The 22,316-nt window shown below is 69.2% G+C and carries 27 protein-coding genes and 1 tRNA gene; 18 read left to right on the top strand and 10 right to left on the bottom strand.

Going from position 1 to position 22,316, the window contains the following annotated elements:
* On the bottom strand, positions 1–915 hold a 915-nt coding region (locus BLQ49_RS22975; protein WP_143012297.1), incomplete at its 3' end, for a PAS domain-containing protein.
* Positions 916–1,410: 495 nt separating this feature from the next.
* Between BLQ49_RS22975 and BLQ49_RS22980 the strand changes: the two genes are divergently transcribed.
* Positions 1,411–2,175 (top strand): Crp/Fnr family transcriptional regulator, encoded by a 765-nt coding sequence (locus BLQ49_RS22980; protein WP_091720225.1) that lies wholly within the window; start codon positions 1,411–1,413, stop codon positions 2,173–2,175.
* 3 nt (positions 2,176–2,178) lie between these two features.
* Positions 2,179–2,451, top strand: a complete 273-nt coding sequence (locus BLQ49_RS22985; RefSeq protein WP_091720227.1) for a hypothetical protein — start codon at positions 2,179–2,181, stop codon at positions 2,449–2,451.
* Between the two features lie 179 nt (positions 2,452–2,630).
* On the opposite strand, the gene BLQ49_RS22990 is transcribed toward BLQ49_RS22985, so the two are convergent.
* On the bottom strand, positions 2,631–2,852 hold the full coding sequence (locus BLQ49_RS22990) for a hypothetical protein (RefSeq protein ID WP_425284028.1): 222 nt from the start codon (positions 2,850–2,852) through the stop codon (positions 2,631–2,633).
* A gap of 233 nt (positions 2,853–3,085) precedes the next feature.
* Here BLQ49_RS22990 and BLQ49_RS29835 point away from each other — a divergent pair, with 233 nt between their 5' ends.
* Entirely contained in the window at positions 3,086–3,262 is a 177-nt protein-coding gene (locus tag BLQ49_RS29835; protein ID WP_167627763.1) for a hypothetical protein, read from the top strand.
* A gap of 97 nt (positions 3,263–3,359) precedes the next feature.
* On the opposite strand, the gene BLQ49_RS22995 is transcribed toward BLQ49_RS29835, so the two are convergent.
* Both BLQ49_RS22995 and BLQ49_RS23000 read right to left on the bottom strand, forming a co-directional pair.
* A complete protein-coding gene (locus BLQ49_RS22995) occupies positions 3,360–3,566 on the bottom strand; it encodes a hypothetical protein (RefSeq protein ID WP_091720232.1) in 207 nt (68 codons plus the stop codon).
* 69 nt (positions 3,567–3,635) lie between these two features.
* On the bottom strand, positions 3,636–3,845 hold the full coding sequence (locus BLQ49_RS23000; RefSeq protein ID WP_091720235.1) for a cold-shock protein: 210 nt from the start codon (positions 3,843–3,845) through the stop codon (positions 3,636–3,638).
* A 276-nt stretch (positions 3,846–4,121) separates the two neighbouring features.
* Between BLQ49_RS23000 and BLQ49_RS23005 the strand changes: the two genes are divergently transcribed.
* Positions 4,122–4,400 (top strand): hypothetical protein, encoded by a 279-nt coding sequence (locus BLQ49_RS23005; protein WP_143012298.1) that lies wholly within the window; start codon positions 4,122–4,124, stop codon positions 4,398–4,400.
* 21 nt (positions 4,401–4,421) lie between these two features.
* On the opposite strand, the gene BLQ49_RS23010 is transcribed toward BLQ49_RS23005, so the two are convergent.
* On the bottom strand, positions 4,422–4,628 hold the full coding sequence (locus BLQ49_RS23010) for a hypothetical protein (RefSeq protein ID WP_091720240.1): 207 nt from the start codon (positions 4,626–4,628) through the stop codon (positions 4,422–4,424).
* A 425-nt stretch (positions 4,629–5,053) separates the two neighbouring features.
* Between BLQ49_RS23010 and BLQ49_RS23020 the strand changes: the two genes are divergently transcribed.
* The 5 genes from BLQ49_RS23020 to BLQ49_RS23040 all read left to right on the top strand — a co-directional run bounded on the left by BLQ49_RS23020 (position 5,054) and on the right by BLQ49_RS23040 (position 8,430).
* The gene (locus BLQ49_RS23020) at positions 5,054–5,350 is read left to right on the top strand and encodes a hypothetical protein (protein ID WP_091720245.1); all 297 of its coding nucleotides are present in this window, start codon (positions 5,054–5,056) and stop codon (positions 5,348–5,350) included.
* 12 nt (positions 5,351–5,362) lie between these two features.
* Positions 5,363–6,136, top strand: a complete 774-nt coding sequence (locus tag BLQ49_RS30435) for a hypothetical protein (protein ID WP_244507730.1) — start codon at positions 5,363–5,365, stop codon at positions 6,134–6,136.
* A gap of 90 nt (positions 6,137–6,226) precedes the next feature.
* On the top strand, positions 6,227–6,505 hold the full coding sequence (locus BLQ49_RS23030; RefSeq protein ID WP_091720248.1) for a hypothetical protein: 279 nt from the start codon (positions 6,227–6,229) through the stop codon (positions 6,503–6,505).
* A gap of 68 nt (positions 6,506–6,573) precedes the next feature.
* Positions 6,574–8,058 carry a hypothetical protein gene (locus tag BLQ49_RS23035; RefSeq protein ID WP_091720250.1) on the top strand — a complete coding sequence of 495 codons (1,485 nt, stop codon included), beginning with the start codon at positions 6,574–6,576 and terminating at the stop codon, positions 8,056–8,058.
* Positions 8,059–8,172: 114 nt separating this feature from the next.
* The gene (locus tag BLQ49_RS23040; RefSeq protein WP_091720253.1) at positions 8,173–8,430 is read left to right on the top strand and encodes a hypothetical protein; all 258 of its coding nucleotides are present in this window, start codon (positions 8,173–8,175) and stop codon (positions 8,428–8,430) included.
* Positions 8,431–8,897: 467 nt separating this feature from the next.
* Here the strand turns inward: BLQ49_RS23040 and BLQ49_RS30665 are convergent, their stop codons facing one another.
* On the bottom strand, positions 8,898–9,029 hold the full coding sequence (locus BLQ49_RS30665; protein ID WP_280141001.1) for a hypothetical protein: 132 nt from the start codon (positions 9,027–9,029) through the stop codon (positions 8,898–8,900).
* Positions 9,030–9,259: 230 nt separating this feature from the next.
* A tRNA-Glu gene (locus BLQ49_RS23045) sits at positions 9,260–9,335 on the bottom strand.
* A gap of 107 nt (positions 9,336–9,442) precedes the next feature.
* On the opposite strand from BLQ49_RS23045, the gene cobU reads away from it, so the two are divergent.
* From cobU to BLQ49_RS29840, 5 genes are all read left to right on the top strand, one after another.
* Complete coding sequence (gene cobU, locus BLQ49_RS23050) at positions 9,443–9,970, top strand: bifunctional adenosylcobinamide kinase/adenosylcobinamide-phosphate guanylyltransferase (RefSeq protein ID WP_208859102.1); 528 nt, start codon at positions 9,443–9,445, stop codon at positions 9,968–9,970.
* Complete coding sequence (cobO, locus tag BLQ49_RS23055; protein WP_091720259.1) at positions 9,967–10,569, top strand: cob(I)yrinic acid a,c-diamide adenosyltransferase; 603 nt, start codon at positions 9,967–9,969, stop codon at positions 10,567–10,569. Before cobU ends, cobO begins: the two co-directional genes overlap by 4 nt.
* Positions 10,570–10,592: 23 nt before the next feature.
* Positions 10,593–12,035 carry a cobyric acid synthase gene (locus BLQ49_RS23060; protein WP_091720262.1) on the top strand — a complete coding sequence of 481 codons (1,443 nt, stop codon included), beginning with the start codon at positions 10,593–10,595 and terminating at the stop codon, positions 12,033–12,035.
* Between the two features lie 79 nt (positions 12,036–12,114).
* Positions 12,115–13,461, top strand: a complete 1,347-nt coding sequence (locus BLQ49_RS23065) for an MFS transporter (RefSeq protein WP_091720265.1) — start codon at positions 12,115–12,117, stop codon at positions 13,459–13,461.
* A gap of 101 nt (positions 13,462–13,562) precedes the next feature.
* Positions 13,563–13,739: a hypothetical protein gene (locus BLQ49_RS29840; protein WP_167627764.1), complete on the top strand. Its 177-nt coding sequence runs from the start codon at positions 13,563–13,565 to the stop codon at positions 13,737–13,739.
* A 127-nt stretch (positions 13,740–13,866) separates the two neighbouring features.
* Here BLQ49_RS29840 and BLQ49_RS23070 read toward each other — a convergent pair whose 3' ends face one another.
* Together BLQ49_RS23070 and cbiB are read right to left on the bottom strand one after the other, a co-directional pair.
* Complete coding sequence (locus tag BLQ49_RS23070) at positions 13,867–14,781, bottom strand: NAD(P)-dependent oxidoreductase (protein WP_091720268.1); 915 nt, start codon at positions 14,779–14,781, stop codon at positions 13,867–13,869.
* A gap of 181 nt (positions 14,782–14,962) precedes the next feature.
* Positions 14,963–15,946 (bottom strand): adenosylcobinamide-phosphate synthase CbiB, encoded by a 984-nt coding sequence (gene cbiB / locus BLQ49_RS23075; protein WP_091720271.1) that lies wholly within the window; start codon positions 15,944–15,946, stop codon positions 14,963–14,965.
* Here cbiB and cobD point away from each other — a divergent pair.
* Positions 15,938–16,957, top strand: a complete 1,020-nt coding sequence (gene cobD, locus BLQ49_RS23080) for a threonine-phosphate decarboxylase CobD (protein ID WP_091720274.1) — start codon at positions 15,938–15,940, stop codon at positions 16,955–16,957. The genes cbiB and cobD overlap by 9 nt on opposite strands.
* A gap of 156 nt (positions 16,958–17,113) precedes the next feature.
* Here the strand turns inward: cobD and BLQ49_RS23085 are convergent, their stop codons facing one another.
* On the bottom strand, positions 17,114–18,280 hold the full coding sequence (locus tag BLQ49_RS23085; RefSeq protein ID WP_091720277.1) for an MFS transporter: 1,167 nt from the start codon (positions 18,278–18,280) through the stop codon (positions 17,114–17,116).
* A 331-nt stretch (positions 18,281–18,611) separates the two neighbouring features.
* On the opposite strand from BLQ49_RS23085, the gene BLQ49_RS23090 reads away from it, so the two are divergent.
* From BLQ49_RS23090 to BLQ49_RS23100, 3 genes are all read left to right on the top strand, one after another.
* Entirely contained in the window at positions 18,612–18,803 is a 192-nt protein-coding gene (locus BLQ49_RS23090; protein WP_091720280.1) for a hypothetical protein, read from the top strand.
* A gap of 256 nt (positions 18,804–19,059) precedes the next feature.
* A complete protein-coding gene (locus BLQ49_RS23095) occupies positions 19,060–20,469 on the top strand; it encodes a malonyl-CoA decarboxylase (RefSeq protein WP_091720282.1) in 1,410 nt (469 codons plus the stop codon).
* A 253-nt stretch (positions 20,470–20,722) separates the two neighbouring features.
* Positions 20,723–22,231 carry a malonate--CoA ligase gene (locus BLQ49_RS23100; RefSeq protein ID WP_091720285.1) on the top strand — a complete coding sequence of 503 codons (1,509 nt, stop codon included), beginning with the start codon at positions 20,723–20,725 and terminating at the stop codon, positions 22,229–22,231.
* Positions 22,232–22,316 lie beyond the last annotated feature (85 nt).

Below are 22,316 nucleotides of genomic sequence, written 5' to 3' on the forward strand. Positions count from 1 at the left end.
GACGGTGCCTGTGTCACTGGACAGGGCTCCGTACTTGACCGCGTTCGTCGCAAGTTCGTGGATGATCAGCGCGAGGCTCGTCACCGCCGTGTCGCGGATTGGAATGTCGGCCCCATCGAACAACCGGATGCGGCGATGCGCGTTGCCCACGCCCTCGTAGGGCATCAGCAAGGTACGCAGTAGCGCTTGCAGGGTCTGCGCCGGGCGCGGCGCTGCCTCATCCGGGGGCGGCACCTGCAGGTACTCCAGCGCCCGACCGAGACTGGTGAAACGATCCCTCAGCGTCCGTGCATACGGCTGAACTGCTGGAGTGTTTCGTGCAGACAGGGTGACGAGGCCGTTGACCAGGGCGAAGACATTCTTCAGCCGGTGGCTCAACTCACGGCTGCACAGGTCGCGGTCGGTTCCCGCCTGAGCCAGGGCGGTGATGTCTCGCGAGACCGCGAGCAGGCCGATGGGATCCCTGTCATCGTCCAACATGCGCGAGAGCGTCACGTCCCAGTAACGCGCCTCTCCGGAGAGGCCCGGACGCCAATGACTGAAGCGAGCGACGCCCGTTTCCCGCACGACTTCAAGTCCTTCGAGAACGGCCGCCCGCGCATCATCGGGCCAGGACAAAACCCAGGGTTCGCCCTCGTTCTCGGCAGTTTCGCTGCTGCGCAGCTGTTGTAGCGCGGTCGGGTTGGCAAACTGAAGGTTGCCCTGCGGGTCGAGCACCTCGATGCAGTCCGGGCTCGTCTCGACGATGCACCGACTCAGGGTCTCGACCGACCACAGGCCGCGCCGTACCGCCTCGATCGTGCCGGTATCGAACAGCCGGTGTTCCGCAGGCGCACGTCGTCGGGGTGAGCCGTAGCCATTCGGGCCGGGAGACAGCGCCAGAGAGAGACGATCCCACAGAGGTCCTGCTGCCATTGCCGGTTCCCGCGCCTTGGTCGTGCATGACGAAGTGTCAAGTTATCGCCAGCCTACGGGAACAGCGCTTTCTCCCGCGATCAAAAGACAGTTGCGCGAACCTTTTACGGAAAATTAATCGCTTCTTTGGCGCGCGCGCCCTCTATTGAGAATAAATCTGGATGAAACCTGCTTTTTGACGAGATGCGCCTCCCACGCCAGTGTCATGGATAGCAGGCTGTAGCTGTGATGTTGCAAGCGCAGCGAGCCGCGCGAGCGTTCCTTGCCCCTTCATCGCCTGCACGGCTTCTTCAGACCCGAGCGCACTCGAGCCCCGTCGCCCGGTCCGGGTGGCGGGGCCTTTTACCGGGCCGATCATCGATTGCAGCACAGGGCAAGGGCATCCAACGTTGCCCTTATGGCGATGTCGCTGGATTGGCGACGCTCAATCCGGTGTACCTCCGAAGGTCACCTTCAGAACGATTACCGCGTTCTCCCTTCAGGGAGGACGGTCCGATGCAGCAGGCGCTGAGACGGAAGCTCGAGAGCTTCGAACCCCTCTCCGACTCGGCCCGCTGGGCCCTGAACCGCCTGGTGCTCAAGGTCCGGCAGGTGGCCGCGCGCCAGGATCTGATCCGGGAGGGCGACAAGCCCGAGAACGTCCTGCTCATCCTCGACGGCTTTGCCTACCGCTACAAGGTCCTGCCGGACGGCCAGCGCCAGATCATGGCCCTGCTGGTGCCAGGCGACTTCTGCGACCTGAATGTGTTCATCCTCGACCAGATGGACCACGCCATCGGCACGATCTCGGCGTGCCAGGTCGTGGACATCCCGCGCCAAGCCATCGACGAGATTGCCAGGGACCACGCCGACATCGCGCGCGCCTTCTGGTGGTGCTCACTGGTCGACGGCGCCGTCCTGCGCGAGTGGCTGGTCAACATCGGCGGCCGGCTCCCGCCTCAGCGCATCGCCCACCTTCTCTGCGAGCTTCTCATGCGCCTGGAGGCGGTGGGGCGCGTGACCGACAACAGTTACGCCTTCCCGCTGACGCAGACGCAGATCGCTGACATGATGGGCCTGTCGGACGTGCACGTGAACCGCACGCTGCGGGATCTGCGCGCGCAGGGCCTGATCCGTCTGAAGCGGCGGGTGCTGACCATCCTCGACGTCGAGCGGCTCCAGGCCTTCTGCGACTTCACGCCGAACTACCTGCACCTGCGCAACACGCGCTGGGGCGAGCGGCGCGACCTGAGCTGGCCCGGCACAGCCCAGGAGGGTTAGCTGATGTCCGGGCGCGGCAACGTCGCGACGCTGCTCGTGCTGCAGCTTCAGCCGATTGCGGTCGACACCAACAGCCCCGACCGTGAGGGCATGCTCGTGATCGCCAACGGGTTGCTCGTGGCCGTGCTGGTCCGCCTCGCCGAACCGGAGCATGACAATGTCGGGAGCTGGTTCCTGGAGGCGGGGTTCGGCCGACTACAGGGGCAGAGGGTTCCGACCTTTCCCACCCTTGAAGATGCATGTCGCTGGCTGCGGCGGCAACTGAAGCCGTTGTGAGTAGTCTCGCTGCTGGCCGGATCGAGAAAGCTGCCCGCAGGCTCCGAAAAGGCCGCCACGGGGGCGGGGCAGGGGCCACCAGCATGTTGCGCGCTTGGTTTGCGATGGAGGGCAACGCAGTTTTGCGGGCATGTGTCGAGGGCACCGGTGCCGAAGCGAGGCGTGACTGACGCCTAGCGCTAGGCCGCCGACAGTCGTTTGATGTTGCGGGCGACGTGCTCACGGTAGCGGGCGATGACCGTCTCAGGCGAGCCCCCGAGCATCAGCGTCGTCATCGCCTCGGCAGCGGCGTGTACCTTCTCGGTCACCATCGACTGCATCTCGGCCCGACCCTCGCGGCCACCCCATGCGAGGCGGACCAGGCGCAGCTCGATCACGCGCTGGGACTCGATCGCCAGCATTATCGATGAAAAGATAGGATTGTACACGATAAAAACCCGAGCTTAGGCGGATATATTTCTAATCAACGCGGCGTGAACCTCGTTGATCCTACCTACAAATGTTAGGTAAAGGCGCAGAACCCCGAAAAATCTTATAAAAACGGCAACTCAATACGCCGGGCTTCGTTCGACCTGTAGCATAATGCTCCCCGTCGCCCCTCATTCGGCGGTTCCTCCGACGAAAGGCTTCGCCCATGGGCAGCGGCATCTCTCTGTTATTTCTCGCGCTCGGCACAATCGGCGGTGTCGGCTTCCTCGCATTGGCTGCTCGGAAACAGGTCGCCAATCTGAAGGGCGACCCAGAACGATCCAACCTCATCAAGGATCACGGCGGCGAACCACGCCAGAACATGCCGGGGACCGAGCACTGAAGCCGCCACCGTCGTGCTCGAGATGTTTTTCATGCTCGGCTCGGCCCCGCCGGCCGATCTGCTCACGGGCTGGTGGGCTCGGCAGGGGACTACGCAATCAGCGACGCCCGCCGCCGTCAGTGCCCGGCTTCATGGCGCGCTCCACAGCCTCCATGGCACTCTCAAACGCCTTTGACTCGCTCCAGTGCGGGCGGTCGGACCTTTCGCTCAACTTGCCGCTCTTGCGGATCGCCCATTGGAAGTGGCCCTCCGGCTTGGTGAGCGGTGAGACCTCGATGGAGTAGGGGTGCGGCACGTCTGACATGACAATCCCTACACCCTGTCACAAGCGATGACGCCACAGCCGGGGCGGCGTCATCACCCTCGTGCGGGCTCAGACCGCCTTTAGGTTGGCGGCGCTCTCCTTGCCGCTGCGACGGTCGGCCTCGACGTCGTAGGAGATCTTCTGACCCTCGTTGAGGCTGCGCATGCCAGCGCGCTCGACAGCCGAGATGTGCACGAACACGTCCTTACCGCCATCGTCGGGCTGGACGAAGCCATAGCCCTTGGTCTCGTTGAACCACTTCACAGTGCCGGTAGCCATCGCGATATCCTGGTCGTCTTCAGCACGCCAACGCGGCCTGCTGTGAGGTCCGAACCAGCCGCGTCGACCGACCGTTCCATGCATTGCTTAGACCGGATGACGTCTGACAGGCTCTCGCAGGCTCCTTGACAGTGCTGCCAACGTTCGTCCCGGCTGCCCCATCATCCGCGCTATCTTTGCTGCTTCTGAAGGCGCAGGATACCGGCATAAGTAGATCGACTTCCCAGGCTCCAACAGCTTGGGGCTGGTGCTCCCAAGGGTAGTGAACAAGCGTAAATGGCAGACGTTGTGAGCTTTCCGACCGATCGTCGCTCGTCCTGCACGATGTCGCCGTATCGCGCGTATCGGTTCACATCGGACGGCAGCGTCAGAGCAACCATCCTGATTGAGGCCGACACCGATGCGGAAGCCGCGGAACGCGCTTTCCACCTAAGCGACGGGGATCGCGTCGAACTCTGGTCGCGTGCACGCTTCGTGGCCCACGTCGGACCGATGGACGGTCCAGTCGCGGCCTCGATCCAATTGCTTGAGAACGAGCCGACAATCGACCCCTGAAACGGCGCACCGTGGAGTAGATCAGGGGCGCTCGAACTGTACGGCGGGCTCCAGATCCTCACATAAGGGAATGTAGGCGCACCAGCCGCACACGCCGCTATCGGCCGCCTTCGGAGAATTCCACTGCGAGCAGGTCGGGCAGACCTTCATCACGATGCGGATGCCGTGCACGAACGCCAGCCCGCGGCCACCGAAGGTGGTCGGGCCTCGAGGGAGATTTTTCAACATAGGTAAGCCCTGCGGACTACCGCAGGTTGATGTCAATGGGCGAGTGCGCGCGATTAGGCTTTGGACATCTCCCGGTCGGGAGGCTCAGCCCGCAGCCGCACGCCAGGGCGCCCGTGGTTCAGGAACTCGACGCCTGCAGCCTCAAGCGCAGACTGGACGGCACGCACCGTATCAAGGCCGCTCGTAAGCCCGTTCGCGCCCTTCCCCTCCATTGACCGGATGGTGTTGGCGCTGACGCCGGATCGCTCCGCGAGGGTGACTTGATCCATCGCAACAAGGCCCCGAGCCGCGCGGAGCTGATTGCCGGTCGATAACATCACACCCTCGGTTGTTTTTATACCCAATGCCCTGTTGACTACACCAAGGCATGGGTATTATACCAAGTCCATAGGCGGTAGCAACCGCCGCAACGTGGACGGCACCCGATGTCCCACCGCACCGTCTCCTGGACCCGCATCGACCGCGCCGGCCGCGACAGCCGCCCTCAGATCCCCGCCGGCCTCCTGTCCGCCACCGCCCGCATTGACATGACGGTGCGCACCACCCGCCGCCCGCTCTACGCTGCCGGTAAGTTCAACCGCGCCGCCATCATGTCGGCCGCGGCATCCGCCGCCCACGCCCATCAGGAGCGCTTCGGCGGCACCTGGGCCGAGGCGATGTCCGTCTGCCTCACCGCCGCGTGGCGGTCCGCCAAGCTCGCCCGCCACATGGCCGCGCACTGAGGAGCCGCCGCGATGTCCGCCCGCATCAACCGCCGCGCCCTCGCCGCCGGGATCCTCGCCGCCACGGCCGTCCCTGCCATCGCCAAGGATACCCGCACTGTGGGTACCCTCCGCGGCGACGGTACCGCCCGGCTGCCCGACCACGCCGCGCTCTGGGCCCGCATGCCCCTGCCTTTCACACCCGCCGAGGCGTGGCATCTGCTCTCTCCCGAGACGCAGGCCGAGATCGGCACGGCCGTCATCGGCATGGAATTGGCGCAGTACGTCTACGGCGACGGCCGCGCCGATGCAGACCAGTTCAAGGACGATGCCTTGCGGTCCGCCGCGAGCGACGTAGCCCACGACCTGCTGAACCGGATTGATGATCGGCTGTGGGCCCTGCTGCCGGACCTGTATGGGCCGGACGGCGATCATCCCGCTTGGGCGCTCGCGGCCGGCATGGTCCACCCGCTCGGCGCCGCCTTGCCGGAAGCGCCTACCGCGCCTGCCAGCGTGGCCGAGCCTGACCCCACCCTGGCAGCCCTAGCAGTCCGCGAGGCTGCAAGCCGCGACCTCGCGCAGATCGGCAACGATACCGCCGGGGACGAGAGCGCCGAGCCTACCGCGCGTTGGTGGGCTGGAGACCGACGCCTTGATGCCGCGGATAGCGTCCTGCGGACCACGGCACCGACGACGCTCGCGGGCCTCTCAGCCCTGGCCCAGCACTACGCGTCCACGTCCTGCGATCCGGACGGCGAAGGCCTCACCCACCTTGTCGAGATCCTGGCGGACTTCGCCGACGCCTAGCGCATCGCCCTGACGCCCGCGCCGGCCTGACCGGCGCCCGCACCCCTTCATCACCGACCCGACCCCCACGAGCCCTCTGGAGCCCGAACGATGAAACACGTCCGTATCCCAGATTTTAGCCAGCCCGTCCCAGTCCGCATCACGGACAGCGGCAAGCCCGTCCGCGTCCGCGTCGCCCGCCCCTACCGCGATCAGCCGAACGAGGCGCAGCCGGGCACTATCGAGCCGTGGCAGGCCGTGACGCCTGTCCGCCCCGACACCGCGCACAGCCGCAGCCTCCGCTTCCTCGACACGGCCGGCGAGCTGCTGGCCGCCGTCGCCATCATCGGCGGGGGCATGGTCCTCACCGGCCTTGCCACCCTGCTCTGACCCAGCCCGCCACCGCGCGGCGCTTGCCCGCCGCGCCTCCCGTCACCCCGTGATCCTCGGAGGCACCTATGCCCTCTCTCAAGCTATCCAACCCGTTCCGCCGCGCCGAAGCCGGATCCTCGCTCAAGCGGCGTGCGGCTGCCCTAAAATCCGACCTCCTGAACCTCACGGTTCGCACGGCGGCTCCGAACCCATTGCCCGCACCCGGTTCGGATGAGGCTATCGCGGCATGGGACAAGGCCCGCAGCGAGTTCGATCGGCTGACGTGCCTCGCGGAAGGCGAGCATGCGGCCCTGCGCATCGGAGACAGCTTCACGCTCTGGACCACGGAATGGGTGAAGGCTGCCCAGCGTAGCGACTTCACCCGGTTCACGGTCCGCGAGATGCCGGCCGCCCGCGCTAAGACCGCGGCCGAACTGGCCGACCTTCTCGTCATCACCACCCGCCGGGATCTACGGTTCGCCGAGGCGCAGCGGCAGACGGCTATCCGCGAGCTGTACGCACTGGCCTATCCTGACGGTGAGGATCCCGAGCCCCTGCCGGAGCCGGATGGCGACTATGCCCACGTCATCATCGCGGAGCACCGTGCCGCCTATGCCGCCTGGAAGCCGCTCGGCGATGCCTACAACGATTGTGTTGAGGGAAGCGACGCCTGCGCGATGGCTCAGAAGGCGGAAGCCGAACCCTACCGCATCCAGGCCGAGGCGTTCGAGGAATTAGTCGACACACGCGCAACCACCGTGGGCGGCCTCGTGGCGCTCGCCGGCTACCTGCCGGGTGCGGTGTTCGATGCCAACTGCGTCGAGGTGGAGGAGGACGCCCGGCGCGCTCTGCGCAGCATGTGCAACGGCGTGTTGAAGCTGTTCGGCGATGAGGCCGACGCGGAGCTGATCGCACTGGAAGCCGAGCTCCTTGAGACCGATGCGGCGTTCAGAGCAGCGGCGCATGCTCTGCGCGTCGCGCGGGATCGGTACGACAAGCCGCCCGTCCCTGTTGGCCTCAAGGTATGGTCGCACGATTGGGTCTATCCCTCGATACCCAGACCCAGAACGCAGCCTCTTGCCGGTGGCCGAGAACTTCTTCTGCCATACGGTGCGGAAGAGGTAGAGATCCTGCGGGTGCAGCCGTGTCTCGGCCACTTCGTCGGCGGCACTGAGGGCGAGCTTCAGCCGGACGGCGTGACGCGTCTTCGACCGGACCCGAGGGCGCAGGTCCGTGCCGATGCCATCGTGGCAGCGTGGGATCAGTGGCAGGAGCAGATCCGAGAAGCCCGTGCGGTGGTGAACCTCGATGCTCTGGAAGCAGCCTACGATGCGACCAAGGCCACCCGCGACACCGTTCTACAGCGGGGTCGTGAGGTTACGGCACGGGGGCTGACTGGCCTCGCGATCAAGGCCCGCATCGCCGCGAACATGGCCGCCGAGACCGACCCCAAAGCCTGCAGCGCTCGGCTCTACGACCCTGACGATAGCGACGGGCTGCTGATGGACCTCGCAGGGGACGTACTGGCCGTAACTGGCGGCCTCCCGGAGGCTCACCGCCCGAAGGACTAATCCAGTTTCGGCGCCGTGCGCGTCGGGCCTGACCTCCCCTTCTGTCGCCGTGCGTACCGCCCCGGCCGGATCCTGCCGGGGGACTACAGGTCCAACCCCACCGAGACCCAGACCATGAGCAAGATCGTCGCCTTCCTGGGCCGCCCGAGCCTGCCTGCTGCCAAGCCGATCCCCCGAGAGGAATTCGAGCGGCTGGCCGAACTCGCCCTCGACATCGTGGATCGCATCGTCGCCTTCTTGGACGACGGCGACGGGGATCCCGACCGCGAGGACGGCGGGGACAGCGAGCCCAGCCTCGGCGCTCCCGAGAACCATCACGAGAGCCAAGTCGTTTGGTTGCGCGGCACGGACCGCGATCTTGAGGCCGAGTGATGCCAACCATCCTTCCGCGACAGACGCCAACCCTCGGGGATGGGATCCGGCTGGCCGTCCTAGTCGCGGCTTTCCACTGGCATGGCTTTCGGCGGCGGGCAGCAGCTCGCCGCATGGCCCGGATCGGGGCAGATCGGGGGCTCGCCAGATGGCAGCGCGACGCGGCGCGTTGACTGGCCTGTAGCGAGAGGATCGCTGCCTTGCTCGGGGAGCCAGAGCCGCCGGAGGCAGAGCAGTTGCGCGACAGGCTGGCTGAGAGCCGGAAGCTCTGGCAGGGATAGCATAGGCCGGCACGGTCTAAGTTTCTCTCAGGGGCACGCTCAAGATGCGTACCCTGGTCACCCACGCCCGCCCTCAACAGCTGAGGGGCATATTTGCGGGCGGGCGCGGATCGTCAGCGGGACCGTCTCAACCCGCCAGCAGATGAGCGATAGCCTTGCATTCTTGCGAAAGAGTGACCTGCCGTCTCAAGCGATCCAACCCAGGACCTTGGCGCAGCGCTCGGCTTGAGCCCGGGTCAGGCCGGACGCGACGGCAGCTCCGTTCCGGTAGACGCCGAACGAACTGTCACCTGCCGCGCGGATCTTGATCGATGCCATCGTATACGTACTCCACACCCGCCAAGGCGGCGCTGGAGAGTAGCGGACGGGAGACCTCTAAGTTTCTGGGTTCCCGGGTTGTCGACAAGCAAATCTGTTGGGCTCCGACGCCTAACGAACGCCGCTCGCGCATCCGGTGCGGGCTGTAGAGTCCACCTTTGCCTAGGGGCGTATATGAGACATTTGTTGGACACGCCCAGCGCCGATACAAGCTAAGTGCTTGATATTATTGGCGCGCCCTACGGGAATCGAACCCGTGTTTTCGCCGTGAAAGGGCGACGTCCTGGACCGCTAGACGAAGGGCGCTTTGGCTGGACCGAGGGTTCTATAGTCGGAGGCGAGGCGGCGGGCAACCGCCGAAGCGCCACATCGCTCCAGTTTGACCGGACGCCGGCAAGGCGCGATGGAGGGGCATGCCTCAACCCACGCCTCGCATGACCCTCGTCCTCGGCGGGGCGCGTTCCGGCAAGAGCGCCTACGCGGAAACGTTGATCGAGGCCTGCCCCGGGCCGTGGCTCTACCTCGCCACCGCCCAGGCCTTCGATGACGAAATGGTCGATCGCATCGCCCAGCATCGCGCGCGGCGGCCGGAGGCGTGGCGCACCCGCAACGTGCCGCTCGCCCTGCCGGAGGCCGTGGCCGAGGCGGAGGGGCCGGTTCTGGTCGATTGCCTCACCCTGTGGCTCACCAACCTGATCCTGGCGGAGGCCGATCTGGAGGAAGCCACCGCGCAGCTCGTCGCCGCCTGCACCCGTGCCCCCGGCCCGCTGGTGCTGGTCGGCAACGAGGTCGGGCTCGGGATCGTGCCCGACAACGCGCTCGCCCGCCGCTTCCGCGACGCGGCCGGGCGCCTGCACCAGCGCCTCGCCGCTGAGGCCGACCGGGTCGTGCTCACCGTCGCCGGACTACCCCTGATCGTGAAACCCGGAGCCTCCGCATGAACGAGGACGAAGCCCGCCACCGCGCCAAGATGGAGAAGCGCAAGGCCGTGCAGGACGCCGAGGTGGCGGAGAAGACCCTCGAGAAGGGACTGCTGCTGGTCCATACCGGCCCCGGCAAGGGCAAGAGCACGGCCGCGCTCGGGCTGATGCTGCGGGCGCTCGGCCGGGGCTGGCGGGTCGGCATGGTGCAGTTCATCAAAGGCGGCTGGGACACGGGCGAGCGCCACGCCGTGGCGGCCTTCGGCGAACGAGTCGTCTGGCACACCCTCGGGGAGGGGTTCACCTGGGAGACGCAGGACAAGGCCCGGGACATCGCCGCCTGCCGCCACGCCTGGGCGGTCGCCGAGGACCTGATGGCCGATCCCACGATCCGCCTCCTCGTCCTCGACGAGCTCAACATCGCGCTGCGCTACGACTACCTCGACCTCGACGCGGTGCTGGCCGCGCTCACGCGGCGCCGGCCGGACCTGCACGTCGTGGTCACCGGCCGCAACGCCAAGCCGGCCCTGATCGAGGCCGCCGATTGCGTCACCGAGATGGGCAGCGTGAAGCACCACTTCGCCGCCGGCGTGAAGGCGCAGGAAGGGATCGAGTTCTGAGCCCGCCCCACGCAAAGGTCCTGATGATCCAGGGCACCGGCTCCGATGTCGGCAAGTCGCTGCTCGTGGCGGGGCTGGCGCGCGCCTTCACGGAGCGGGGTCTGCGGGTCCGGCCGTTCAAGCCACAGAACATGTCGAACAACGCCGCCGTCACCCAGGATGGCGGCGAGATCGGCCGGGCGCAGGCGCTCCAGGCCCGGGCCGCCCGGGTGGCGCCCTCCGTCCACATGAACCCCGTGCTGCTGAAGCCGCAGAGCGAAGTCGGCTCCCAGGTGGTGGTGCAGGGCCGGATGGTCGCCACCGTGAAGGCCCGCGACTACCAGGCCTGGAAGCCGCGGTTGATGTCGGCCGTCTTGGAGAGCTTTTCCCGCCTCGGGGACGAGGCCGACCTGATCCTCGTCGAGGGCGCGGGCTCGGCCTCGGAGGTGAACCTGCGCGCGGGCGACATCGCCAATATGGGCTTCGCCCGGGCCACCGACACGCCGGTGGTGCTGGTCGGCGACATCGACCGGGGCGGGGTGATCGCGAGCCTCGTCGGCACCAAGGCGGTGATCGATCCCGACGATGCCGCGATGATCGCGGGCTTCATCGTCAACCGGTTCCGCGGCGATCCGAGCCTGTTCGCCGACGGGATGCGGCTGATCGCCGACAAGACCGGCTGGGCGGCGCTGGGCCTCGTGCCGCATTTCCCCGCCGCTGCCCGCCTGCCGGCCGAGGACGTGCTGGGGCTCGCCGGCTCGGAAGCACGTGGAAAAGACGCCGTCACAGTGGCGGTGCCGGTGCTGCCGCGGATCGCGAATTTCGACGATCTCGATCCCCTGCGGGCGGAGCCCGGCGTGTCGGTGGTGCTGGTTCGGCCCGGCACGCCGATCCCCGCGGAGGCCGCCCTGGTGCTGCTGCCGGGCTCCAAGACCACGATCGACGACCTGGAGGCGTTTCGCCAGGAGGGCTGGGACATCGACCTGCGGGCGCATGTCCGCCGGGGCGGCCGGGTGCTCGGGCTGTGCGGCGGCTACCAGATGCTGGGCCAAAGCCTCGCCGACCCGCACGGGATCGAGGGGGCGCCGCGCACGGTGCCGGGCCTCGGGCTCCTCGACGTCGAGACCGTGATGACGCCGGAGAAGCGCCTCGTCGCCGTCACCGGCACGAGCCTGCCCGATGGCGTGCCGTTCTCGGGCTACGAGATGCATATCGGCGCCACCGCGGGCCCCGACGCGGCACGGCCGCTCCTGCGCCTCGCGGATGGGCGCCTGGACGGGGCGGTCTCGGCGGACGGGCGTGTGGCCGGAACCTACGTGCACGGCCTGTTCGCCGACGACGCCCAACGGGCCGCGTGGCTCGCGCGCCTCGGGACGGCCTCGGCGGGGGCCGGCTACGAGGCCGGGGTCGAGGCGGCGCTGGACGGGCTCGCGCGCCACATCGCGGCCCATGTCGATTGCGACCGTCTCCTGGCGCTTGCCCGGTAGCCGCGGGGCGAGCCAGCGATTACTCTGCGTAATGGCAGGCCCTCGCCACGAAGGGCCGCGACCGCTCAGAGGAACGCCGATGCCGTCCACGCAAGCCCCGCCCGGGGAGGATCTCGCCGCGAGCACCGTCCGCACGGTGACCCTGCGGCTGATGCCGCTCCTCGGGCTGCTCTACCTGATCGCCTATATCGACCGGCAGAACGTCTCCTACGCCAAGCTGGAGATGGTCGGCAGCCTGGGGCTCAGCGAGACCGCCTACGGGCTCGGGGCCTCGCTGTTCTTCCTCGGCTACTTCCTGTTCGAGGTACCGGCCAACGTCTTCCTGGAGCGGGTGGGCGCGCGGATCTGGTTCGCGCGGATCATGATCACCTGGGGCCTCGTCACGGTGCTCCTCGGCTTCACCCAGAACGCCGCGATGTTCTACGTGCTGCGCTTCCTGCTCGGCGTCGCCGAGGCCGGCTTCTTCCCCGGGGTGCTGTTCGCCCTCACGCTCTGGTTCCCGCAGACCCACCGGGCGCGGATGATCGGCTGGTTCATGATCGCCAGCGCCATCGCCAACGCGGTCGGCGCGGCGGTCGGCGGGGCGCTGCTCGGCCTCGACGGGGTCTGGGGGCTGGCGGGCTGGCAATGGGTCTTTCTGGCCACCGGCGTGCCGGCGATCCTGATGGCCTTCGTGGTGCTGGCCGTCCTGCCGGATGGGCCGGAGACCGCGCCCTGGCTGTCGCAGGCCCAGCGCGACTGGCTCAGCCGGACGCTCAAGGCCGAGAGCGAGGCCGGGGGCCATGTCGATCACGGCAACCCGTTCGCGGCACTCCTCGACAAGCGCGTGCTGATGCTGGCGGGCATCTACGTGTTCCTGCCGCTCGCCGCCTACGGCCTCGGCTACTGGCTGCCCACGGTGGTGAAGGGGTTCGGCGTCTCGAACCTGACCAACGGCCTCCTCAACATCATCCCCTGGACGGCTACGGCGGTGGCCCTGTGGTGGGTGCCGCGCCACGCCGCCCGGACCGGCGCGCAGGGCAACGCGCTGACCTGGCACGTGGTCGGGCCGGCTCTGGTCGGCGCGACGGGCCTCGCGCTCTCCGTCATCCTGCCGGGCAACGCCGTGAAGTTCGCCTGCCTGTGCGTGGCGGCCGCCGGGACCTTCTCGGCGCAGCCGGTCTTCTGGTCGATGCCCGGGACCTTCCTGCGCGGCGCCACGGCAGCGGCCGGGATTGCGGCGATCAACTCGGTGGGCAATCTCGGCGGCCTCATCGCGCAGAACGCGGTGCCGTTCATCCGCGACCAGACCAAGAGCGACCTCGTGCCGATGCTGTTCCTGTCGGTCTGCCTCGCGGTGGGGGCCGGCCTGATGTTCGTGGTGCTCTCGGCCCTGCGGCGGGACACGGAACGGCGGGGCGTCCCGGAGCGCGCGCGGGCCGTCTGAACGCGCGGCGGGTTCGTGTGTTATCATTCATTGTGCCGGCAACGCTGGCACGATGATGCAAACCCGCGCGCCTGCGGGCCATCGTCGAGGAGGGCACCGCGATGAGCCAGGGATTTCCGCTTCTGATCCTCGCCTTCGGCACGCTCGGCGGGATCTGGTTCCTGGCCGCTGCGGCCCGGAAGCAGGTCGCGAACGCCAAGGGCAGCCCGGAACGCTCCAACCTGATCCACCACCACGGTGGCGAGCCGCGGCCGAACATGCCGGGCACCGAGCACTGAGCGCCTGAATTCTGGGTTTCCAAAGGGCTTCAACCCTTTGGCGGGGTGTCGGGGCAGGGCCCCGACCAGGGCTCTGCCCTGGACCCGCGAAAGGTCTCGACCTTTCGAAACCGGGCCTGGAGCGCCCTCAGCCGGCGGCGATCCGGCGGCAATGGTCGAGGGCGGCGCCGATCAGGTTGGCGCTGGCCTCGGGCGTGCGAAAGGCCGAGTGCGCCGAAAGGGTGACATTCGGCAGGCCGGCCAGCGGGTGATCCGCCGGCAGGGGCTCGACCGTGAACACGTCGAGCCCAGCCTGCGCGATGTGGCCTGTGCGTAGGGCCTCGACGAGAGCATCCTCGTCGGTCACGGCCCCGCGGGCGGTGTTGATCAGGATGGCACCGGGCTTCAGCGCGGCGATGCGGTCGGCCGAGAGGAAGCCCCGGGTCTCGTCGGTCAGCAGCAGGTGGAGCGAGACTACGTCACTCTCGGCGAGCAGCTGCTCCAGGGGCACGAAGGCGACGTCGGGATGGGTTCGGGGCGTGCGGTTCCAGGCGAGCACCCGCATGCCGATGCCCGCGCAGAGCCGCGCCATCTCGGCCGCGATCCCGCCGAAGCCGATGAGGCCGACACACTTGCCGGTAAGCTGCATTCCCTCGGTGCGCAGCCAGGAGCCGGCACGCATCGCCCGGTCCATCTCGGCCAAGCCCCGGGCCGCCGCCCACATCAGCGCGAAGGCGCATTCGGCGACCGCCGTGTCGCCGTAGCCCTTGATCGTGTGGACCGTGACGCCGAGTTCCGCCTGAAGCGCCTCCGGGTCCATGTAGCTGCGCGCGCCGGTGCCGAGGAACACCACGTGCTTCAGCCCGACGCAGGCCCGGGCCACGTCGCGGGGGAGGGCGGTGTGGTCGATCACCGCGATCTCGGCGCCGGCCAGGAGGCCGGGCAGGTCCTGCGGGGTGATGGCGGGCTCGGCGTGGATCGCGAAGGGCGGGTCGTCCGGCCGCAGCAGCCGGCGCGCCACCGCCGCCAGCGTCTCGCTGGCATCCACGAACACCGCGCGCATCGGCTTCTCCCTGTCCCGCCCCGTCACGATGCGCTGAGAGCGCGGATCGTGCCAAGTCCTGGGCAACCAAGTCCCAGGCAACCAGCGCGACGTCCTTGCGAGCGGAGCGAAGCCACCCAGGCGCGCCACGCTGACGGATGTCCCGCGTCCCTGGATTGCTTCGCTCCGCTCGCAAAGACGGTCAGGTCGCCAGGGTCAGCCAAAGCCCGAGCAACCCCAGCACGAGCCCACCCTGGAGCCAGCAGGCCGTGCGGTAGAGAACCAGCGCCCGGGCGATGTCGTCGGCCGTGGCTTCGGCCCGGCCATCGCCCATATGGGCGTCGGGCACCAGGGTGCCATCATAGACCCGCGGCCCCGCGAGCTTCAGGCCGAGCGCGCCCGCCATGGCGGATTCCGGCCAGCCGGCATTGGGCGAGCGGTGATGGCGGGCGTCCCGGGCCATCGCCTGCAGCGCGCCGCGCGCATCGGCGCCGCGCAGGCGCGCCGCCCCGGCGATCAGCAGGCCCGCGAGGCGCGCGGCCGGCAGGTTCACGCCGTCGTCGAGCCGGGCCGCCGCCCAGCCGAAGGCCGCGTAGCGGGGCGTGCGGTGGCCGATCATGCTGTCGGCGGTGTTGATCGCCTTGTAGAGCGCGCCGCCCGGCAGGCCGAGGGCGCCGATCCAGAAGGCCGGCGCCACGATCCCATCGGAAAAGTTCTCCGCCAGGCTCTCGATCGCGGCCCGGCAGACCGCCGGTTCGTCGAGGCGCTCGGGGTCGCGGCCCACGATCATTGCCACGGCCCGCCGCCCGGCCTCCAGGCCGCCGCTGCGCAGGGCGGCCTCCACCGCGGCCACGTGGTCGTGCAGGCTGCGCTGGGCCGGCAGGCTCGCACAGGCGAGGCTCAGCAGGAGCAGGGCGGGGAGGGGGCCGGCAAGGCCCGCGAGCGCCGTGAGGAGGAGGGCGGGCAGGCCCACGGCGGCGAGCAGCAGCACCAGCGCGCCGCAGCCCGCGAGCCGGCGCCGCCGCGCGGAGCCGCGGTTGAGGCCGTGCTCCAGGGCCGCGATCAACCGTCCGATCCACGTGACAGGATGGCCGGCCGCCCTGTAGAGCGCGTCCGGATAGCCGGCCGCCGCCTCGATCCCGAGGGCGAGGGCCAGCACGGCGAGCGTTTCGGGCGGATGGACCATTCGGTGTGGCGTTTTTCCGCGCAGGAGACCGCCGCGATCGCCCATGGCGGCGATCTCGGAGGCCTCCGTAAAGCCTTTCCCGACGCGCCGGAGCCCTGGCTCGACCTCTCGACGGGGATCAATCCGATCCCGTATCCCGTGCCGCCCGTGGAAACCAGCGCCTGGACGCGGCTCCCCGAGGCTTCCGAGGTCCAGACCCTGCGCGCGGCTGCGGCTTCGGCCTATGGCGCACCGGATGCGGCCCATGTCGTGCCCGCCCCTGGCACCCAGATCCTGATCGAGACCCTGCCTCGGCTGCTGGCTCCGACCCAGGTGGCTGTGCTGGGCCCCACCTATGCCGAGCACGCCGCTGCCTGGGCCCGGGCCGGCCACACCGTGCGCGAGGTCGCGGATCTCGACGCGCTCGACGACGCCCGGGTGGCGGTGATCGTCGACCCCAACAACCCGGACGGGCGGACATTTGCGCTGGCCGAGCGCCGCGCCCTGGCCGAAACCTTCAGCGCCCGCGGCGGCCTGCTGGTGGTCGACGAGGCCTTCGCGGATCTCGAACCGGTGGAGAGCCTGTGCCCGCATGTCGGGCCGGGCCTCGTGGTGCTGCGCTCCTTCGGCAAGACCTACGGGCTTGCGGGCCTGCGCCTCGGCTTCGCGGTCGCCGAGCCCGGGATCGCGGCCCGGATCGCGGAGGCGCTGGGGCCCTGGGCGGTGTCCGGCCCGGCGCTGGCGATCGGGACCGCGGCCCTGTCAGATACCGAATGGCGCGCGGAGGCCGCTCGGACCCGGGCGGCGGACGCGGCCCGGCTCGACCGGATGATCGTGCGGGGCGGAGGACAGGTCGTCGGCGGCACATGCCTGTTCCGGACCGCGGATTTTTCAGACGGGCCCGACCTTTACCGGCGCCTCGCGGCGGCGGGCATTGCCGTGCGCCGCTTCGCCGAGCGCCCGGAGCGCCTGCGCTTCGGATTACCGCCCGACAAGACGGCCTGGTGCCGGCTGTCCCGGGTGCTGAAATAGACGCAGGCGGTCCGGCCTTCGGCGCTCCGGATCCACAAGGTCCGGGACCTTGTGTGGGTGCAGGGCAAAGCCCTGCCGGGTTCGGGCAACGCCCGACATCGGGGCTCTGCCCTGATCCCCCGCCAAAGGGCTACGCCCTTTGCGATCCTATATGCTTCACGAAGTGCGCCCATGCGGGTCGCGCGCCGCCACGACCACCGCCAGCGCCGAGAACACCAGCCCCACGGCGCAGACCCCCGGCCAGCCCACCAGCAGGAAGGCCTGCGAGCCGGCATAGGCGCCGAGCGCTCCGAACACGAACAGGGTCGTGAACAGCACGGTGTTGATCCGCCCCCGCGCGCCCGGAACCAGGGCGTAGGCCCGGGTCTGGTTGGCGATCAGCGCGCCGTTCATGCCGATGTCGATGAGCAGCACGCCGAGCGCCACCGCGACGAGGGACCACGCGCCCCCGGCCCAGAGCACCACGAAGGACAAGGCGACCATCAGGCTGCCGCCGAGCACCACGGGCTTGGCGCCCTTCCGATCGGTGAACCGGCCCGAGAGCGGGGCCACGAAGGCCCCGCAGACGCCGATCACCCCGAACAGCCCGGCGCCCGCGGCGGTGAGCCCGAAGGGCGGCCCCTCCACCAGCAGCGCCAGCGTTGCCCAGAAGGCGTTGAAGGCGGCAAACAGCAGCGCCTGCGACAGGCTCGCCGTGCGCAAGACCGGCTGGCTCCGAGCGAGGTGGAGGATGGACAGCATCAGCGCGCGGTAGCGCAGGGGATGCGTCTGCGGCGTGTGGGGCAGGGTCGCCCGGGCGATGCCCGCCATTGCGAGCGCCAGCAGGGACGCGACGAGGAAGACCGGCCGCCAGCCGAGATGCGCCCCCAGAAACCCGCTCGCCGTCCGAGCGAGCAGGATGCCGGTCAGCAGCCCGGTCATCACCTGCCCGACCAGCCGGCCGCGGCTCGCATCCGGCGCGAGCTCGGCCGCGAACGGCACCGCCTGCTGGGCCGCGCTGGCGAGCACGCCGACGACGAGATGGGCGAGCGCCAAGCTCGCGAGGTTCGGGGCGAGGCCGACCGCGAGCAGCGCCAGGGCGAGGCCGAGGCATTGCCCCACGATCAGCGCCCGCCGCGGCAGCGCGTCGCCGAGCGGCACGAGCCCGACGATGCCGAGCCCGTAGCCGACCAGCGCCGTGGTCGGCACCCACAGGGCAGCCCGATCGCCGAACTCGGCCACGATCAGGCCGAGCAGCGGCTGGTTGTAGTAGATGTTGGCCACCGCCCCACCGGCGATCAGCGTCAGGCCGAGGCGGGCCTTCGCGTCGAGGGTTGTGGTCACGGCAGGATCGAGGGCAGGCGGGTCCGTCGCGGCGGATGGGCCATGGTCGGGTCCGTATCTCCGAAGGGAAAGGCCGAGCCGCGAGGGTTACGGGGTGACCGCGCCGGCCGGCAAGCTGCGGCGATGCATCCCTGCCGGCACGCGGCGCGCCCCTTCACGGGTGCCGACGGAGCACCATATGCAATCGATACGACATGCGGCGCCGTCCTGCGGGCGGGATGCCGCGCAGCACGGAAATCCGGGCCTGACAGGCACCAGAACCGGATACGAGCGAGAGGGCGGTTTCGTTCCGTGTAGACGCCCCCGGAACCGTCGGAACAGGGAGTACGGAATGCCGAACTACCGCGTCGACTTCGCCAAGGAGATCCTCGGGGTCCCGTTCACGATCGGCTCCGTGGAGATCATGCGGGCCCGCGATCCCGAACGCGCCCGCCGCGCGGCCGAGCTCCGCTTCGCCCGCCAGCATGGCGTTGGCGATTGGCGCGAGCGGGCCGACCTCGCCACCGTGGCCGAGCGGATCTGACCGGCGGAAATCCAGTCCGTCCCGCGCCCTCCGCGGCGATCTGAAAGCGCGATCTTCGCACTCTGCGACCGGTCAAGCTCTGGTCGCGGAGGCCGCGCCGCCGTAAGGTGCCGGGCAGGATCGAAGTGCCGATCCGGCCTCTCCGGTGGAGGGTCGGCAGCACCGGATCCGGTTGCGCCCGTGTCCGGACGGCGAGCCGGCGTCGCGGGGCGGGACGCGCTTCGAGTCCGGATCGACAGGGGTCAGTGCGAAGGTCATGGCGGCGATCTCCTTCTTCGGCGACCTCCTTCAGACCATCAGCGAGCGCGGCCGCGACCTGATCGGCATCGGCCGCGGCGATCTTGCCTCCCGGGCCAATGCGGGCGATCTCGTCAAGCTGTGCGAGGATCTGATCTCCCGGCGCGGCGAGGCCTCGGGTGTGGCCTTGGCCCGCCTGATCCTCGATCGCTACGCGAGCTTCGGGCCGGCAGAGCGCCACGCCTTCCTGCGGGCCATCGCGCTCGATTTCGACGCGGACTCCGCCGCCGTCGACGAGGCGATCGCCGCCTACCGGGCCGCTCCGTCGCGGGCGCGGCTCGGGACCCTGCACGATGCGGCCGAGCCCCGCAGCCAGGAGTTGATTCGCCGCCTCAACCTCGCCCGGGGCGGCACGCTCAGCCTCGTGCGGATGCGCGAGGATCTGTTCGACCTGCGTCAAGCTTTGCGGTCGGGCGACACGTCGGATCCCGCCCTGCTGGACGCGGTCGACAGCCTCGATTGCGATTTCGAGCACCTGTTCGCCTCGTGGTTCAACCGCGGCTTCCTGGTGCTCCGCCACATCGACTGGACCACGCCGGCCCACATCCTGGAAAAGATCATCCGCTACGAGGCGGTCCACGCCATCGCCGATTGGGACGACCTGCGCGCCCGGATCGAGCCGCCGGACCGGCGCTGCTTCGCGTTCTTCCACCCGGCCTTGGCCGACGAACCGCTGATCTTCGTGGAGGTGGCGCTGACGGGGGAGATCGCCCCGGCCATCGCGCCGATCCTGTCGCGGGAGCGCAAGCCGCTGCAGCCGCAGGCGGCGACCACGGCCATCTTCTATTCGATCTCCAACTGCCAGAAGGGGCTCGCGGGCGTCACTTTCGGCAACTTCCTGATCAAGCAGGTGGTCGAGGATCTGACCCGCGAAGTGCCGACGCTCAAGACCTTCGTGACGCTCTCGCCGGTGCCGGGCTTTGCCGCGTGGCTTGCCCGGGAGCGCCGGGCCGACAGCCCGCAGGGGCTGCTGCCCGAGGATGTCGAGACCCTGCGGGCGCTGGACGATCCCGACTGGCACACCGACAAGGCGAAGGCCGAGGCGGTGCGCAAGGCGCTGATCCCGGCGGCGGCCGCCTATTTCCTGCGCGCCAAGAACGCCCGGGGCCGGCCCCTCGACCCGGTGGCCCGGTTCCACCTCGGCAACGGCGCCCGGCTCGATCGGATCAACTTCCTCGGCGACACGTCGAAGAAGGGCCTGTCCCAGGCCCACGGGCTGATGGTGAACTATCTCTACGACCTCGCCGCGATCGAGCGGAACCACGAGACCTACGCCAATCTCGGCACGGTGGTGGCCTCTCCGGCGGTGAGCCGGGAGCTGCGCGCTAAGCTGCCGCCGCCGCGCGCCGTGGTGCTGGCCGAGGCGTAGGATCACGGGTTTCCAAAGGGCTTTCCCTTTGGTGGGGTGTCGGGGCGAAACCCCGACGATCGGGCCTCGCCCGACAGCAGGGCTCTGCCCTGCACCCGCCAAAGGACTCGTCCTTTGGAAACCCGGATCCTCTTCCGCATGCGCGTGCCCAACGGCCTCGGGCCGTTCGCCGCCTGAAAGGGCTCGCCGGGAGGCCCCTAAGGCGGCTATGGGTGCGGGAGACACGAAGGCCCGCCACAGCCCAAGCCGCCTGATGACCAACCACCTCTTCTCCCTGATCCGGGACGGCGTCCCCGATCCCGCCAAGACCGTGATCGAGACGCCGGAGGGCCGTCGCTACGCTTACGCGGACCTGATCGCCCGCGCCGGCGCCTACGCGGCGGCCCTGCGGGCGGCGGGCGTCGCGCCCGGCGACCGGGTGGCCGTGCAGGTCGAGAAGAGCCCGGAGGTCATCTTCCTGTATCTCGGCGTGGTCCGGGCCGGCGCCGTGTTCCTGCCGCTCAACACCGCCTACACCCCGGCCGAGATCGGCTACTTCCTGGGCGATGCCGAACCCACCGTCTTCGTCTGCGATCCGGGCCGGCGCGAGGCGCTGGCCGAGGCCGCGGCGGGCGTCCGGACGATCTGGACCCTCGACGGCGCGGGCGGCGGCAGCGCGGCCGAGGCGGCGGACCAGCAGGACGGAGATGTCGCCGATGTGCCCCGGGGCCCCGAAGATCTGGCGGCGATCCTCTACACCTCGGGCACGACCGGGCGTTCCAAGGGCGCCATGCTGACCCACGACAACCTCGCCTCGAACGCCCGGACGCTGGTCGATACCTGGCGCTTCACCGCCGACGACGTGCTGATCCACGCCCTGCCGGTGTTCCACACCCACGGCCTGTTCGTGGCGACCAACACGGTGCTGGCGAGCGGCGGCTCGATGCTGTTCCTGCCCCGGCTCGATCCCAAGCTGATCCTGAGCCTGATGCCCCGGGCCAGCGTCCTGATGGGCGTGCCGACCTTCTACACGCGCCTCCTGAAGGAGCCGGGCCTGACGCCGGAGGCAGCCACGGGCATGCGCCTGTTCGTGTCGGGCTCGGCGCCGCTGCTCGCCGAGACGCACCGGGAGTGGCAGGCCCGCACCGGCCACGCCATCCTCGAACGCTACGGCATGACCGAGACCAACATGAGCACCTCGAACCCCTATGACGGCGACCGGGTCGCCGGCACAGTCGGGTTCCCGCTGCCGGGCGTGTCCCTGCGGGTGGTCGATCCGGAGGGCGGGCGCGTGCTCGGCCCGGATACGGTCGGGATGATCGAGGTGAAGGGCCGGAACGTGTTCCAGGGCTACTGGCGCATGCCGGAGAAGACCGCAGCCGAATTTCGGGCCGACGGCTTCTTCATCACGGGCGATCTCGGCAAGATCGACGGCCGGGGCTACGTCCACATCGTCGGGCGCGGCAAGGACCTGATCATCTCGGGCGGCTTCAACGTCTATCCGAAGGAGGTCGAGACCGAGATCGACGCGCTCCCCGGCGTCGTCGAATCCGCGGTGATCGGCCTCGCGCACCCGGATTTCGGCGAGGCCGTCACCGCCGTGGTGGTGGGCGGCCCGGGCTGCCCGGACGAGGCCGGCGTGCAGGCCGCCCTGGAAAACCGGCTCGCCCGGTTCAAATGCCCCAAGCGGGTGCTGTTCGTGGACGAGCTGCCGCGCAACACCATGGGCAAGGTGCAGAAGAACCTGCTCCGGGAGGCGCATGCGGGGCTGTATCGGGACTGATGCAGGCTCGCGGCCAAGTCCGCTTCGCCGTCGAACGAGCACGCTTCAGTGTTGCAAGCGAAGCAATCCGGAATCGCACAACGCC

Source organism: Methylobacterium phyllostachyos (assembly GCF_900103445.1).
In the GTDB taxonomy this organism is placed as follows: Bacteria; Pseudomonadota; Alphaproteobacteria; order Rhizobiales; family Beijerinckiaceae; genus Methylobacterium; species Methylobacterium phyllostachyos.